At 69.6% G+C, this 14539-nt stretch carries 15 protein-coding genes; 10 read left to right on the forward strand and 5 right to left on the reverse strand.

Annotation, left to right across the window (positions count from 1 at the left end; all coding sequences use genetic code 11):
* Window positions 1–3: 3 nt before the first annotated feature.
* Window positions 4–1440 carry a CCA tRNA nucleotidyltransferase gene (locus tag HHX30_RS20635; RefSeq protein WP_169983613.1) on the forward strand — a complete coding sequence of 479 codons (1437 nt, stop codon included), beginning with the start codon at window positions 4–6 and terminating at the stop codon, window positions 1438–1440.
* A 4-nt stretch (window positions 1441–1444) separates the two neighbouring features.
* Here HHX30_RS20635 and HHX30_RS20640 read toward each other — a convergent pair whose 3' ends face one another.
* Window positions 1445–2743, reverse strand: a complete 1299-nt coding sequence (locus tag HHX30_RS20640; protein ID WP_169983614.1) for an MFS transporter — start codon at window positions 2741–2743, stop codon at window positions 1445–1447.
* Window positions 2744–2843: 100 nt separating this feature from the next.
* Here HHX30_RS20640 and idi point away from each other — a divergent pair, with 100 nt between their 5' ends.
* Window positions 2844–3443: an isopentenyl-diphosphate Delta-isomerase gene (gene idi / locus HHX30_RS20645; RefSeq protein WP_169983615.1), complete on the forward strand. Its 600-nt coding sequence runs from the start codon at window positions 2844–2846 to the stop codon at window positions 3441–3443.
* 72 nt (window positions 3444–3515) lie between these two features.
* On the opposite strand, the gene HHX30_RS20650 is transcribed toward idi, so the two are convergent.
* Both HHX30_RS20650 and HHX30_RS20655 read right to left on the reverse strand, forming a co-directional pair.
* Window positions 3516–4595, reverse strand: coding sequence for an inositol-3-phosphate synthase (locus HHX30_RS20650; RefSeq protein WP_169983616.1), 1080 nt, complete (start codon window positions 4593–4595; stop codon window positions 3516–3518).
* A 13-nt stretch (window positions 4596–4608) separates the two neighbouring features.
* Entirely contained in the window at window positions 4609–5247 is a 639-nt protein-coding gene (locus tag HHX30_RS20655; protein WP_030508612.1) for a PadR family transcriptional regulator, read from the reverse strand.
* 125 nt (window positions 5248–5372) lie between these two features.
* On the opposite strand from HHX30_RS20655, the gene HHX30_RS20660 reads away from it, so the two are divergent.
* From HHX30_RS20660 to HHX30_RS20675, 4 genes are all read left to right on the forward strand, one after another.
* On the forward strand, window positions 5373–5756 hold the full coding sequence (locus tag HHX30_RS20660; RefSeq protein ID WP_169983617.1) for a DUF5318 family protein: 384 nt from the start codon (window positions 5373–5375) through the stop codon (window positions 5754–5756).
* Between the two features lie 402 nt (window positions 5757–6158).
* Window positions 6159–8720, forward strand: a complete 2562-nt coding sequence (locus tag HHX30_RS20665; RefSeq protein ID WP_169983618.1) for a transglycosylase domain-containing protein — start codon at window positions 6159–6161, stop codon at window positions 8718–8720.
* A 103-nt stretch (window positions 8721–8823) separates the two neighbouring features.
* Complete coding sequence (locus HHX30_RS20670) at window positions 8824–10188, forward strand: glycosyltransferase family 87 protein (protein ID WP_169983619.1); 1365 nt, start codon at window positions 8824–8826, stop codon at window positions 10186–10188.
* Between the two features lie 115 nt (window positions 10189–10303).
* Entirely contained in the window at window positions 10304–11554 is a 1251-nt protein-coding gene (locus tag HHX30_RS20675; protein ID WP_169983620.1) for a glycosyltransferase 87 family protein, read from the forward strand.
* A 43-nt stretch (window positions 11555–11597) separates the two neighbouring features.
* Here HHX30_RS20675 and HHX30_RS20680 read toward each other — a convergent pair whose 3' ends face one another.
* Complete coding sequence (locus HHX30_RS20680; protein WP_169983621.1) at window positions 11598–12389, reverse strand: deoxyribonuclease IV; 792 nt, start codon at window positions 12387–12389, stop codon at window positions 11598–11600.
* 182 nt (window positions 12390–12571) lie between these two features.
* Between HHX30_RS20680 and HHX30_RS20685 the strand changes: the two genes are divergently transcribed.
* Window positions 12572–12748: a hypothetical protein gene (locus HHX30_RS20685; RefSeq protein WP_169949047.1), complete on the forward strand. Its 177-nt coding sequence runs from the start codon at window positions 12572–12574 to the stop codon at window positions 12746–12748.
* Between the two features lie 11 nt (window positions 12749–12759).
* On the opposite strand, the gene HHX30_RS20690 is transcribed toward HHX30_RS20685, so the two are convergent.
* Window positions 12760–13005, reverse strand: coding sequence for a hypothetical protein (locus tag HHX30_RS20690; RefSeq protein WP_249350265.1), 246 nt, complete (start codon window positions 13003–13005; stop codon window positions 12760–12762).
* 268 nt (window positions 13006–13273) lie between these two features.
* On the opposite strand from HHX30_RS20690, the gene rpsF reads away from it, so the two are divergent.
* The 3 genes from rpsF to rpsR all read left to right on the forward strand — a co-directional run bounded on the left by rpsF (window position 13274) and on the right by rpsR (window position 14530).
* Window positions 13274–13564 carry a 30S ribosomal protein S6 gene (rpsF, locus tag HHX30_RS20695; RefSeq protein ID WP_030508619.1) on the forward strand — a complete coding sequence of 97 codons (291 nt, stop codon included), beginning with the start codon at window positions 13274–13276 and terminating at the stop codon, window positions 13562–13564.
* 102 nt (window positions 13565–13666) lie between these two features.
* Window positions 13667–14209, forward strand: coding sequence for a single-stranded DNA-binding protein (locus tag HHX30_RS20700; protein WP_169983623.1), 543 nt, complete (start codon window positions 13667–13669; stop codon window positions 14207–14209).
* Window positions 14210–14293: 84 nt separating this feature from the next.
* Window positions 14294–14530 carry a 30S ribosomal protein S18 gene (gene rpsR, locus HHX30_RS20705; protein ID WP_030508621.1) on the forward strand — a complete coding sequence of 79 codons (237 nt, stop codon included), beginning with the start codon at window positions 14294–14296 and terminating at the stop codon, window positions 14528–14530.
* Window positions 14531–14539: the final 9 nt, after the last annotated feature.

Consider the following 14539-nt stretch of genomic DNA (forward strand, 5'->3'; position numbering starts at 1 on the left):
GCCTTGTCCGTTTCAAATCTGAGCGACAGCCAGCAGCGCGCCGTGAACGAACTGTTCCGCCGGATCGCCCCGGTCGCCGACGAGCTCGGTGAGCTGTTCTCGGCCCGGGGGCACGAGCTGGCCCTGGTCGGCGGCTCCGTCCGCGACGTCCTCCTCGGCCGTGCGAGCAAGGACCTCGACCTGACCACGGACGCCCGTCCCGAGCGGGTGCTGGAGATCGTCAAGGACTGGGCGGACGCCGTCTGGACGATCGGGATCGATTTCGGCACCGTCGGCGTGCGCAAGGGCGGGTGGCTGCTGGAGATCACGACCTACCGCAGCGAGTCGTACGACCCCGCCTCGCGCAAGCCCGAGGTGATGTACGGCGACTCGCTCGACGGCGACCTCGCCCGGCGCGACTTCGCGGTCAACGCGATGGCCGTACGCCTGCCGCAGCACGAGTTCGCCGACCCGTACGGCGGGCTGCCGGACCTCGCCGCGAAGACGCTGCGGACACCGGGCAGGCCCGAGCAGTCGTTCGACGACGACCCGCTGCGGATGCTGCGCGCGGCGAGGTTCGCCGGTCAGCTCGGGTTCACGGTCGCGCCCGAGGTCGTCGAGGCCATGACCGCGATGTCCGGCCGCATCGAGATCGTCTCGGCCGAGCGCATCCGCGAGGAGCTCGACAAGCTGATCCTCGGCGCGTACCCGAGGGCCGGGCTGGCGCTGCTGGTGGATACCGGGCTCGCCGCCCACGTCCTGCCGGAGCTGCCCAAGCTGCGGCTGGAGATCGACGAGCACCACCGGCACAAGGACGTCTACGATCACACGCTGATCGTGCTGGAGCAGGCGATCGGGCTGGAGACGGCCGGCCCCGACCGGGTGCTGCGATGGGCCGCCCTGCTGCACGACATCGGCAAGCCGAAGACCCGGCGCAACGAGCCCGGCGGCCGGGTGTCGTTCCACCACCACGAGGTGGTCGGCGCGCAGATGGCCAAGAAGCGGCTCACCGAGCTGAAGTTCCCCAAGGACGTGGTGTCCGACGTGTCCAAGCTCGTGGAGCTGCACCTGCGCTTCCACGGCTACGGGACGGGGGAGTGGACCGACAGCGCCGTGCGCCGCTACGTCCGCGACGCGGGACACCTCCTCGAACGCCTGCACAAGCTGACCAGGGCCGACTGCACCACCCGCAACAAGCGCAAGGCGCAGGCCCTGTCGCGGACCTACGACCAGCTGGAGGAGCGCATCTCCCGGCTGGCCGAGGAGGAGGAGCTGGCCAAGATCCGGCCCGAGCTGGACGGCAACGAGATCCAGGAGATCCTCGGCGTGCCGCCGGGCCCGGTCGTCGGCAGGGCCTACAAGCACATGCTGGAGATCCGCATGGACCAGGGCCTGATCGGCAAGGAGGCCGCGAGGGACGCCCTGCTCGCCTGGGCCCGCGACACCGGAATCCTGTCGTAGGCGGTCAGTCGGCGGCGGGGACCGGCGGCCTTCGTGTGGTGGTGGGCAGCACCACCCGGTACAGCACCGCGCCGAGCAGGTACCCGACGCCGATCACGCCGAGCGCGAGATAGGACCTGCCGTCGGGCGGCAGCAGCGCCGCCGCGAGCACCGCGCCGAGGACCGTCATGCCGTTGAACAGCATGTCGTACACGGAGAACGCGCGGCCGAGATAGGCGTCCTCGACGTCGCGCTGCACGACGGTGTCCGCGCAGATCTTCACGCTCTGCCCGGCGACGCCGATCACGAGCCCGGCGGCCACGAACGCCCACTCGTGGAACGTCGCGCACAGCGCGAACTCCAGGACGCCGCAGGTCACGAGCATCATCGGGACCCAGGTCTCGATCCGGAACCGGTCGGTGGCCCACGGCGTGACCAGCACCGCGGCGAAGCTGCCCACCCCGACGGCGCCCAGCACGAGCGTGATGCCCTTCAGCGCGTCGTCGGGGTTCGTGGTGAAGCTGTAGCGGTAGAGCATCACCACCGTCGCCGTCGAGATGCCGAACATGAGGCGGTGGACCGCCATGCCGCCGAGGGCCGCCGCCGCCGAACGCCGGTGTGCGAGGTGCCGCGCGCCGTCCACCAGGCCGGTCAGCACGTTCCGTACGGCCTCGCGGGCCTGCGGGAGGTCCGGGTCGTACGCGGGGCCGAGCAGGGAGCGCTCCATCGTCCGCGCGATCAGCGCGCTCAGCCCGTAGACGAGGCCGGAGCAGACCAGCAGCACCGCCACGCCCCCGTCGCCGGATCCGGCGACCATGCGCAGCAGGACGCCGGCGCCCATCCCGATGAACGTGGCCACCGTGCCCGACGTGGGCGTCACCGCGTTGCCCATCATCAGGTGCTCGTTCGGCACGACGTGCGGCAGCGACGCGCCGAGGGCCGCCAGGAAGAATCGGTTGACCGCGAGGACGCCGAGCGCCGCCGCGTAGAAGACGCCGTCGGAGGCCCCCGCCGCGACGAGACCCGCGGCCAGCACCAGCAGCGTCCCGCGTACGAACGGCGCGATGACGAGGATCTGCCGCCTCGACCAGCGGTCGATGAACACCCCGACGAACGGCCCGAGGACGCTGTACGGCAGGAGCAGCACGGCGAGGCCCGCCGCGATCGCGGTCGCGCTGGCCTGCCGGTCCGGGCTGAAGAACGCGTAGCCGCCTACGGCCAGCTGGAAGATCCCGTCTGAGAACTGCGAGACGAGCCGCGTGGCGAAAAGCCGCCGGAAGTTCGACCCCCGCAGGACCACCCGCAGATCGGAGACGTAGGACACGGCGACAGCCTACGCGGGCGATCAGTGCCGGGCATCAGGATGAACCCTGATAAAGCCCCTCCGTCACACCAGCATCGAGGTGATCACGTACTCTCGCAGAGTGACCTCACAGGAACATGTCGTGCTGCTCGACGGCGAGGGCAACCCGATCGGCACCGCTCCCAAGTCCTCCGTCCACACTGCCGACACTCCACTGCACCTGGCGTTCTCCAGCTACGTCTTCGACCGGCGCGGCCGCGTGCTGTTGTCCCGGCGGGCGGGCACGAAGCTGACCTGGCCCGACGCGTGGACCAACAGCTGCTGCGGGCACCCGCTGCCGGGCGAGCCCCTGTCGTCGGCGGTGATCCGCCGCCTCCGGTTCGAGCTGGGCCTGGCCGTCGAGTCCGTCGACCTGATCCTGCCGGGCTTCTCCTACCGGGCGGTGATGGACAACGGCATGGTGGAGAACGAGCTGTGCCCGGTCTACCGTGCCGTGGTCTCGGAGGAGGCCGCGCCCAACGCCGAGGAGGTGGGCGCGGTCCGGTGGGAGCCCTGGACGCGCTTCGCCGCCGAGGTGATGAGCGGAGAGCTGGACATCTCGCCCTGGGCCCGGAAGCAGGTGCCCCAGCTCGTCGCGCTCGGGCCGGACCCGCTGGCCTGGCCGGTCGCCGACCCCGCGGCCCTGCCGCCGGCCGCGCGCCCGCTCAGCGCGAACCCCTGAGACCCGCCGGACGTGGGACCGCCCCGGTCCGATCGACGGAGCCGGGGCGGGACACGCGGTGGACGACGGACGTCAGCGCTCGATCGTGCCGCGGATGAACTCCTCCACGGCCTCGCGGGCGGCGTCGTCGGAGTACTGCTCCGGCGGCGACTTCATGAAGTAGGACGAGGGCGACAGCAGCGGGCCGCCGACGCCCCGGTCGAGGGCGATCTTGGCCGCGCGGACCGCGTCGATGATGATGCCGGCCGAGTTGGGCGAGTCCCAGACCTCGAGCTTGTACTCCAGGTTGAGCGGGGTGTCGCCGAACGACCTGCCCTCGAGGCGGACGTAGGCCCACTTGCGGTCGTCCAGCCACGGCACGTGGTCGGACGGGCCGATGTGGACGTCGGCCTTGGCCATCTCGTGCGGGATCTGCGACGTGACCGACTGGGTCTTGGAGATCTTCTTGGACTGGAGGCGGGTGCGCTCCAGCATGTTCATGAAGTCCATGTTGCCGCCGAAGTTGAGCTGGTAGGTGCGCAGCAGCTCGACTCCGCGGTCCTCGAACAGCTTGGCCAGCACGCGGTGCGTGATCGTGGCGCCGACCTGCGACTTGATGTCGTCGCCCACGATCGGGACGCCGGCCTCGGTGAACTTGGCGGCCCACTCGGGGTCGGAGGCGATGAAGACCGGCAGCGCGTTGACGAAGGCCACCTTGGCGTCGATCGCGCACTGCGCGTAGAAGCGGTCGGCCTCCTCCGAGCCCACCGGGAGATAGGACACCAGGACGTCGACCCGGGCGTCCTTGAGCGCCTGGACGACGTCGACCGGCTGCTCGTCCGACTCCTCGATGATCTCGCGGTAGTACGTGCCCAGCCCGTCGAACGTCGGGCCACGCTGGACGGTGACACCGAGCGGCGGCACGTCGCAGATCTTGATCGTGTTGTTCTCGGAGGCGACGATGGCCTCCGAAAGGTCACGGCCGACCTTCTTGGCGTCCACGTCGAAGGCCGCGACGAACTCCACGTCGCCGACGTGGTAGTCGCCGAACCGCACGTGCATGAGGCCCGGCACACGGCTGCCCGGATCCGCGTCCTTGTAGTAGTGGACGCCCTGCACCAGCGATGAGGCGCAGTTGCCCACACCGACGATGGCTACGCGCACCGAACCCATAGCACTCGCTCCTTTACCTATCTGCCTCGGGCGTGTCCGCCCTCTGGGTCTCTTCCTGTACGGCTTGCGCGGGATCCGGGGGGTGATCCCCCTCGCCGGGAGCCGATCGGCTCCGTCGTTCCGAGTCGATGAGCTCGTTGAGCCAGCGGACCTCGCGCTCGACCGACTCCAGCCCGTGGCGCTGGAGCTCAAGCGTGTAGCTGTCCAGGCGCTCTCTCGTACGGGCGAGAGCCTCGCGGACACGGTCGAGTCGTTCCTCCAGGCGGCTGCGGCGGCCCTCCAGGATGCGCAGGCGCACCTCCGCCTCCGTATGGCGGAAGAAGGCGAAGTGGATGCCGAAGCTCTCGTCCTCCCAGGAGGACGGGCCCGACTGGCTGAGCAGCTCCTGCAACCGCTCCTTCCCCTCCGCTGTGATCTTGTACACGATCTTCGACCTGCGGCCGAGAACCGTGTCCTCAGGAGGCTCCTCCTCGGCGATGAGGCCCTCGTTCAGCAGGCCCCTGAGGCAGGGATACAGCGAGCCATAGGAGAACGCACGGAACATGCCGAGCAGCGTGTTGAGCCGTTTGCGCAGCTCGTAGCCGTGTAGCGGCGTTTCGTGCAGCGATCCCAGGACGGCGAGCTCCAGCACACCTCCACGAGAGCCCGTCACTGGAACCACCTCCTGTGTCCGACCGATGTATCGACTCGATACATCCGCAGGATACGTCGGGGCGTCATATATGGCAACGGGTCAACGGTTGGGCAAGATTTGGCAAAGGGCCGTAATCTGGCCGTATGTGGTCACAGCGGTCGGTCGTGGACTACGGCCTCGCGAAGCGGGCGGCCGTGCAGTCCGTCCGCACCGGCCGCATGCGGGCACGGGAGGTGTGCGACGCCCACCCTTATCTGCTGCGCGCGGCTCGGTTCCACGGAGAGCCCACGAGCCGCATCTGCCCCATATGTGAACGAATGAACGTGACCAACGTCACATACGTATATGGGGACGAACTAGGACGGGCGGCCGGCCAGGCGAAAGGGCTGGCCGAGCTCAGCGCGATGGCTCGGGAATACCGCGAATTCCGGGTCTACGTGGTGGAGGTCTGCCAAGGTTGTTCCTGGAACCACCTGGCGGTGTCGTTCGTCCTCGGAACAGCCGATCCCCCGGGCCCTTCTTCGTAGGCGACCTCCACCTCCAGGAGGACTGCCCGCCGGCCTGCCGGCCGACGTCGATTCATTCCCCGAAACACCTGACGAGGACGCGTGACTAACAGCAGCTACGGACCGGAGCCGACCGGCCGTCCCGAGGACGCCTCGGGCTCCGGTGGATCATCCCGCCCTGGGCGCCGTCGTCGCTCGGCCCGGGAATCCGACGAGTACGGCGAGCCCGCTCCGCCGCGACAGCCCGGCAGGGGCCCGGCTCCGCAGTCGCCGCGCGATGCCCGGCCCGCAGGACCGGAGCAGCGCCGGCGGGAGGCCGCGGCCTTCGAGGACACCGCGGCGATGAACGCGGTGCCCCCGGGCCCGCCGCAGAGACCGGCACAGGGACCCCAGCGGGGACCCCAGCAGGGACCTCGCGGACCGATGGGCCGTGACCCGCGTTACGCCGGCGGTCCCGCCGGTCTCGGTGGTCCCGGCCGCCCCGGCGTCCCCGGCGCCGACGAGCGCACCCAGGCGATGGGCATGCCGGCGGGTGGCCGCCGCGGGGATGCCGACGGGCAGAGCACCGAGGCGATCCAGACCGGCGGCCGTCGCCGCAGGCCCCCGGCCCGGGGCGGCCGCGGCCCCGGCGGCCCGGGTGGACCGGGCGGCCCCGAGGGGCCCGGCGGGCGCGGCCCGCGGGACCCGCGCGACTTCGACGACTTCGACGAGGACGACGAGAAGCCGCGCCGTACGGGCTGGAAGCGCTTCCTGCCGAGCTGGAAGATCCTCGTGGCGGCCTTCACCGTGCTGGCCGTCGGCACCTTCGGCATGATCGCGGTGGCGTACGCCAACACCCCGACGCCGACCGCGACCCAGGCGGACGCGATCGCCGAGGGCAGCGCCATCTACTACAACGACGGCAAGACGCTGATCGCCAAGGTCGGCACCCCGCGCGTCATCGTGAACGACATCAAGAAGGTGCCGCGGCACGTCCAGGACGCCGTCATCGCGATCGAGAACAAGACCTTCCGCGACGACTCCGGCATCTCCATCCCCGGCATGGTCCGGTCGGTCTGGATGACCGCGACCGGCCAGCAGCTCCAGGGCGCCTCGACGATCACCCAGCAGATGGCCCGCAACTACTACGACGGCCTCAGCCAGGAAGTCTCGATCAAGCGGAAGTTCAAGGAGATCTTCGTCGCGGTCAAACTCGACCAGGAGATGACCAAGGATCAGATCCTGCTGCAGTACCTCAACACGGTGAACTTCGGGCGCGCGTACGGCATCGAGGCCGCCGCGATGGCGTACTTCAAGAAGCACGTCGACCAGCTCACCCCGGAGCAGGGCGCCTATCTCGCCGCGCGCATCCAGACGCCGGCGCTGGACGCCGACTCCCCGCAGCTGCAGGGCCGGTTCAAGGATGTCATCAACGCCATGGCGGCCCTCGACCCGGCCAAGTACGGCGAGCTGCCGGGCACGGCCAAGTTCCCCAAGCCCGTCAAGGAGAGCAACGCCAACTACCTCGGCGGCCTCAAGGGCTACATGGTCATCCAGGTGCTGCAGGAGCTGAAGACCCGGATGAACCTGTCGCCCGACCAGGTCAGGAGCGGCGGCTACAAGATCATTTCGACTTTCGACAAGAGGCTCATGCAGGCCGCCAAAAAGGCGGTGACCGCCACCACCTCCACCATGTCGAAGGAGTTCCACGCCGGTCTGGCCGCCGTGGATCCCCAGACTGGGCGTGTGCTCGCGTTCTATGGCGGCAACGACTACGTCAAGGACCCCTGGAACGAGCCGTTCGACTCCAAGAAGCAGGCCGCCTCGGCGTTCAAGCCATACGTGCTGGCCGCCTGGCTGGACGCCGGCTACAGCCTGAACAGCTGGCTGCCCGGCAACCAGACCGTGCCCAAGGAACTGCCGGGCCAGGCGAAGGGCGGTATCACCAACGGTCACTCGGTGCCCGCCGCCATCAACGCCATCTACGCGACCTCGCACTCGATCAACACGGCCTTCGCCTCGATGGCGTACAAGCTCGACGAGGCGAACGGCACGATCGGGCAGCTCAGCGCGGTGAAGCAGATCGCGGAGGAGGCCGGCCTCGACAAGAGCCGGCTGGAGAACGACATCAAGGAGCACAAGTACCAGTTCTCCATCGGCAGCGCCCTGGTCACCCCCGTTGAGCAGGCCGCCGGTTACTCGATCTTCGCCAACGAGGGCAAACACGTCGACTACCACGTCGTCAAGGAGGTCCGGAAGGACAAGGACGTCGTGATCGCCGAGCGGCGTGAGGTCAAGCAGGTGATCACGCCCGAGGCGGCGGCCGACTCCGTGGCGGCGATGGAGGAGGTCCTCAAGTCGGGCACGGCGGCGGGCAAGGGTATCGGCCGCCCGGCCGCCGGCAAGACCGGCACCAACAACGACGAGAAGGAAGCCTGGTTCGTCGGCTTCACCCCGCAGTTGTCGGTCGCGGTCGGCATGTACCGCGAGCAGTGCGTGACGAAGAGCGGCAAGACCGTGCAGCCGCTGTACTCCAACTGCCCGACCACCCCCGGGGGGAAACCGAGCAAGAAGTACGGCCCCAACAACCCGTACACCCATGTCAAGGAGGTGTCGCTGGGCTTCGAGGGCGCCGGCCCGCCGACCACGATCTGGCGGACGTTCATGATGGAGGCGCTCGCCGGCAAGCCGGTCGAGCAGTTCCCGCAGAAGGCCGGGCTGGGCAGCCCGGAGAACATCGTGCCGAGCCCGACGCCGACGCCGAGCCCGGAACCGGACGACGGCGGGTTCCCCAACGACATCCCGAACGACTTCCTCGACGACAACGGCTGCTATGACGGCGGCCCGGGATGTGACAACGGCCACGGTGGCGGCCGGGGCTTCGGCGACGACCCGGGCCAGGGCGGCCAGGACGGCGGCCCAGGAGCCGGCAACGACGTCCCGCTGAACATCCCCGCGGCGATGCCCTCCGGGCCCGGCGCCGGCAAGGACGGCAGCGGCGCCTGAGCCTCGATCAGGCACTCCCGAAGGGCCCGTGGCGACCTCCGCCGCGGGCCCTTTCGGTTGGCGGAGTCGCCAATCCGAGGCGTTGGATGGTGCAATACCGAGCATGACGACCCGGACCACGAACGACTCCGCCCCGCTGCCCGGGGTCGCCGCGCGGGCGGTGCCGTACCTGCCTCTCGGGCTTCTCGCGGGGCTCGGCGCCGTTCTCGCGTACCTGTGGAAGTATCCCTGCCGGTTCGGCGGAGCCTGGAACGGCGGTGTCGGGCAGTTCACCAACTTCTGCTACACCGACATCTATCCGCTGTTCTGGGCGGAGAAGCTCAACGAGGGCAAGGTTCCCTACGTCGACTACCCCGTCGAATACCCGGTCGGCATCGGCGGGATCATGGAGTTCGCCCGCCGGCTCGCGGGCGGCGACGGGATCGTGTTCTACGACGTCACCGTGGTCCTCATGGGAATCTCGCTGGTCGCGGGCGTGCTGCTGACGGCCGCGCTCGCGGGCCCGGCCCGCCGCTGGGACGCCCTCTGGTACGCCGTCGGCCCGGCCGTCATCCTCACCGCGTACATCAACTGGGACCTGGCCGCGGGGGCGCTGGCGCTCGGCGGCCTGCTGGCCTGGGCCAAGGACCGGCCGTGGCTCGCGGGCGTGCTGCTGGCCCTCGCCGTGGCCACGAAGTTCTACCCGCTCATGTTCTTCGGCGCGTTGTTCCTGCTCACGGTGCGCACGGCCAAGTGGGTGCCGTTCCTGAAGATGGCAGCCGCGGCGGCGTTCACGTGGCTGCTGGTGAACGTGCCGATCATGCTGGTCAACTTCGAGGGCTGGAAGCGGTTCTACGCGTTCAGCAGCGAGCGCGGCGCCGACTGGGGCGGGCTGTGGTTCTTCTTCCAGAAGACCCAGTGGTTCGGCGTGGAAAGGCCCGGCTTCCTGGCCTTTCTCGGTGATCCGGAGAAGCTGAACACCATGGCCATGGCCGCGCTGGCGGTGCTGCTGCTGGGCGTCGCCGTGCTGGCGCTCGCCGCGCCGCGACGGCCGCGCCTGATGCAGCTGTGCTTCCTCGCCCTGGCCGCCTTCATGATCACCAACAAGGTGTGGTCGCCGCAGTACGTCCTGTGGCTGGTGCCGTTCGCGGTGCTGGCCAGGCCCAGGTGGGGCGCGCTGGCCGCCTGGCAGGTCGCCGAGTGCTGGTACTTCTTCTCGATCTGGCTCTACCTGGTCACCCAGACCGGCGAACCCGCCCTCGGCATCGGCGACGACCCGTACTTCCTGTCGGTCTGGGCCCGGGCGCTGACCATCGTCATCCTCATGGCGCTCGTCGTCCGCGACATCCTGCGGCCCGAGCACGACGTCGTACGCCAGGCGGACGCCGACGACCCGTCGGGCGGGGTCTTCGACGGCGCCGAGGACCGCCTCGTCCTGCGCCGTTCGCTCCTCGCGCGGGGCGCGCGGCAGCAGCCGGAGACGGTGTGAAGCCCTGAAACTTACATCGGATTTGGCACCCCTCGCGGCGCGGCCGGGAGCCGTCCGAGCCGAGGCATCGCGTACCGTCGCGTGAGAGTGTGTGCGACGAACGGGGGAGACGGCGATGCGCCGGAGGCCGCCATGGCTCCTGCTGCTGGTCTGGACGGCGACCCGGGGAGCGCTCCTCCTCGTCGCGACACAGACCATCCCGACAGGGCACGGCGAGGCCTTCAGCAACGACGTCACGCTCTACCGCGACTGGTCCGACGTCCTGGCCGAGGGGGAGTTCCCGGCGGGTGACGAGAAGTGGCAGTACCCGCCGTTCGCGGCGCTGCCGCTGCTCGCCCCCCGCCTGCTGCCGCTGGATTACCACGTCGCCTTCTCGCTGCTGGCGCTGCTGTGCGACCTCGCGATCCTGCTCCTGCTGTGGCGGTTCTCAGCCTCGCGGTCCTCGGGCCCGCGGCACGGCGGCGGCCGTACGGGCCCGTGGGCGTGGACCGTCGGCGCGGCCCTGCTCGGCCCGGTGCTCCTCGCCCGGTACGACCTCATGGTCACGCTCGTGGCGGTGCTGGCGCTGACGACGTCGGCCGGTCCGGCGGTGCGCGGGACGCTGATCGGCGTCGGGCTCCTGGTGAAGGCGTGGCCGGTCGCGCTGCTCGCCGGCCTGCGGCGCTGGCGCGAACTGCTGACCGCGTCCGGACTCACGCTCGTCGTCGCCGTGGCGGGGTGCGGCGTGACCGCCCTGGTCGTGCCGCACGCACTGGATTTCCTGACCGCGCAGGAGGAGCGGGGCCTGCAGATCGAGTCGCTGGCCGCCACGCCGTTCGCGCTCGCCCGGGCCCTCGGCTGGTGGGACGGCTACACCACCTACAAGCACGGCGCGATGGAGGTCGTGGGCCCCGGCGCGAACGCCACGGCACTGCTGAGCCTGGCCGCCACCCCGGTGGCGCTGGCCCTGGTCGGCGTGTGGTGGCTGCGCGCGGCCCCGAGCCCGCGGTCGTACCACGACGCCGCGCTCACCACCGTGCTCTTCCTGGTCGCCACCAGCCGGGTGCTGTCGCCGCAGTATCTCGTGTGGGTGGTCGGCATCGCCGCCGTCATCCTGTCGGTGCGGCGCGACCGGCCCGGCCCGACGCAGCGGCCGGCCGCCCTGCTCGTCCTGGTCGCCGCCCTGCTGACGGGGATCATGTACCCCTGGATGGAGTTGGACTACAGCTGGACGGGCGCCCTGCCGGGGACGCTCGTGCTGGTCGTGCGCAACCTCGTCGTCCTGGCCGCGGCGGTCACGTCGTACGTGCAGTTGTGGCGCGCCACGCGCAAGCCCGGACGGGTGCGGGGCGTGTGGGACCTTCAGACAGCCGTACCCACTGCCTGAGGTTCTCAATCCGCAGAGTTGTCCACAGGGTGTGGACGAACGTCTACAGGTGCTTGCGCAGGTACGCGATGTCGTCGGCCTGGCCCTCAAAGGGCGTCTCGACCACGATCGGCGCCCCGGCCGTCCGGCAGACCTCCAGGATCAACTCGGGGTCGATCTGCCCGCTGCCGAGGTTGGCGTGCCGGTCGGCGCCGGAGTCGAAGGCGTCCCGCGAGTCGTTGCAGTGGATGAGGTCGATGCGGCCGGTGATCGCCTTCACCCGCTCCACGAGCCCGGCGAGCTCCTCGCCGCCCGCGTGGAAGTGGCAGGTGTCCAGGCAGAAGCCGACGACCGAAGGATCGGGGGCGCCGGCCGTCACGGCGTCCCACAGCCGGGCGATGCGCTCCAGCTTGCGCGCCATCGCGTTGCCGCCGCCGGCCGTGTTCTCGATCAGCACCGGGATCGGGCACTCGGTGCGCTCGAAGACCTTGCGCCAGTTGTCGAAGCCGGTCTGCGGGTCGTCGCCGGCGTTGACGTGCCCGCCGTGGACGATCAGGCCCTTGGCACCGATGGCCGCCGCCGCCGTCAGATGCGCGTCGAGCAGCTTGCGGCTCGGAATGCGGATGCGGTTGTTCGCCGTGGCCACGTTGATGACGTACGGCGCGTGCACGTAGACGTCCACGTCCGACGCGCGCAGGGCGTCGGCGGTGGCGGGTGTCGCCGGGCTCTTCCACCCCTGGGGGTCGCCGAGGAAGAACTGCACCACGTCGGCGTCACGGGCGGCCGCGTGCGCGAGCGGGTCGTCCTGGTCGACGTGGGCCCCGATCCGCGAGCGGGCGCCGATGTGGCTGTCCATGCCGTTCCTCCAACTGCTTGCCTGGATGAGAGGGGGGCCGCCGACGCGAAGGGCGAACTCTAGGCGCTCTCCAAGAGCGTTTCAAGAGGGCGCGCTGTTTCAGAGGCGCGAATCAGGGCAGTCGCGTCTCACGCGCCCCCAGAACCCGCGCGCGATACTACTTCGTCCTCAAGGAGACGAGCATGAGATATCGCTTAGGCAGCTTCCTCCTTCTCATCTACATCCTCGTCGGGCTCTACGTGGCCTGGGTCCACGACTACATCACCCCCACTCTCCTCAGGCAGGTCGCACAGGCCCTGATCGCGGTCTTCCTGTGGTTCCTCGTGCTGCTCGGCGTCGACCTGCACATCGGCGGCTGAGCCACCGCTCCTCAGCCGCGCAGTGAGAATCCGCGGGGGAAGAAGCCGCCGTGCGCAATCCCCAGCGCGGCGCCGACGAACGACCCCACGACCCCCACGATGATCAGCGCGCGCTGTCTCGTGGTCGACGAGACGAACTGGGCGTACAGTCCGCCCCAGAACCCGATCGCGCCCACCCACGACGCGATCATGTGGGCCATCACGATGAAGCCCGTGACGAACGCCACCAGGCCGCACACGAGCGTCGCGATCGTCATCGCGTTCTCCGCCGGGTGCGGCCTGCCGTCCGTGTTCAACGTGAGGTGGACGGGGTGCCCTCTTTTTCGGCCGACGGCGTCTGGCATCGCCTACCCCCTCTCCGACCTCCAGTTTCGCTCTTCGGAACGGGCGAGGCCAAGTGGCTGGTAGCCTTATTCGACTGCGTCTGATAAGGGCCGGGGGCATCGCCGTCCGGCCGAAGCGCAGGGTCCTCCTGTCACGGCAAGGCGTCGTGACCGCAAGAGTCCAGAGGAGGTTGGATCACTCATGCGTCGCTACGAGATGATGGTCATTCTCGACCCGTCCCTCGACGAGCGCACCGTGCAGCCGTCGCTCGACCAGTTCCTCACTGTCGTCCGCAACGACGGCGGCACCGTGGAGAAGGTCGACGTCTGGGGCCGTCGCCGCCTGTCCTACGACATCGCCAAGAAGTCCGAGGGCATCTACGCCGTGGTCGACCTGACCGCCGAGCCCGCCACCGTGAAGGAGCTGGACCGCCAGCTCAACCTGAACGAGGGCATCCTCCGCACCAAGGTCATCCGCCCCGAGCTTCACTGAGCTCAACTGGCAGAACCCCGAAGCCCGGCGGTTTGTCGGGCCCGGGCCGTACTCTGAGCCCTTGACGGCTCAGCTGACGGGATAGGAAGGCGAAAGCGACCGATGGCAGCAGGCGACACACAGATCACCATCGTCGGCAACCTTGTCGACGACCCGGAGCTGCGCTTCACCCCGACGGGGCAGGCCGTGGCCCGGTTCCGCATCGCGTCCACTCCGCGGTTTCTCGACAAGCAGACCAACGAGTGGAAGGACGGCGAGGGCCTGTTCCTCACCTGCAACGTCTGGCGGCAGGCGGCGGAGAACGTCGCCGAGAGCCTCCAGCGCGGCATGCGGGTGATCGTGCAGGGACGGCTGCGCCAACGGTCGTACGAGACCAAGGAAGGCGAGAAGCGCACGGTCTACGAGGTCGAGGTCGACGAGGTCGGCCCCTCGCTGCGCAACGCCACGGCGAAGGTCAACAAGACCACGCGCCAGGGCGGTGGTGGTGGCGGCGGCTTCGGCGGCCCGGCGAACGACCCGTGGGCGACCGCGGCGCCCGCTCCCCAGGGGGGCTTCGGCGGCGGCGGCGGTGGCGGCGGTGGCTTCGGCGGCCCGCAGGGCGGTGGCGGCTTCGGCGGCGACTTCAGCGACGAGCCGCCCTTCTAGGTCGGGCCCTTCCGGTCCCACCCACTGTAAACACAACCGAGCGACCATTCCCGCTTCATGCGGGGCTCTGAGAGGAGCACCACGATGGCGAAGCCGGCGATTCGCAAACCCAAGAAGAAGGTTTGCCTTTTCTGCCACGACAAGATCTCCTACGTCGACTACAAGGACACGGGGCTGCTGCGGAAGTTCATCTCCGACCGCGGCAAGATCCGTGCCCGCCGGGTGACGGGCAACTGCACCCAGCACCAGCGCGACGTGGCGACCGCTATCAAGAACGCCCGTGAGATGGCCCTGCTGCCGTACACGAGCACCGCGCGCTGAGAAAGGAGA

This window comes from Microbispora sp. H10836, assembly GCF_012999525.1.
Classification (GTDB): Bacteria; Actinomycetota; Actinomycetes; order Streptosporangiales; family Streptosporangiaceae; genus Microbispora.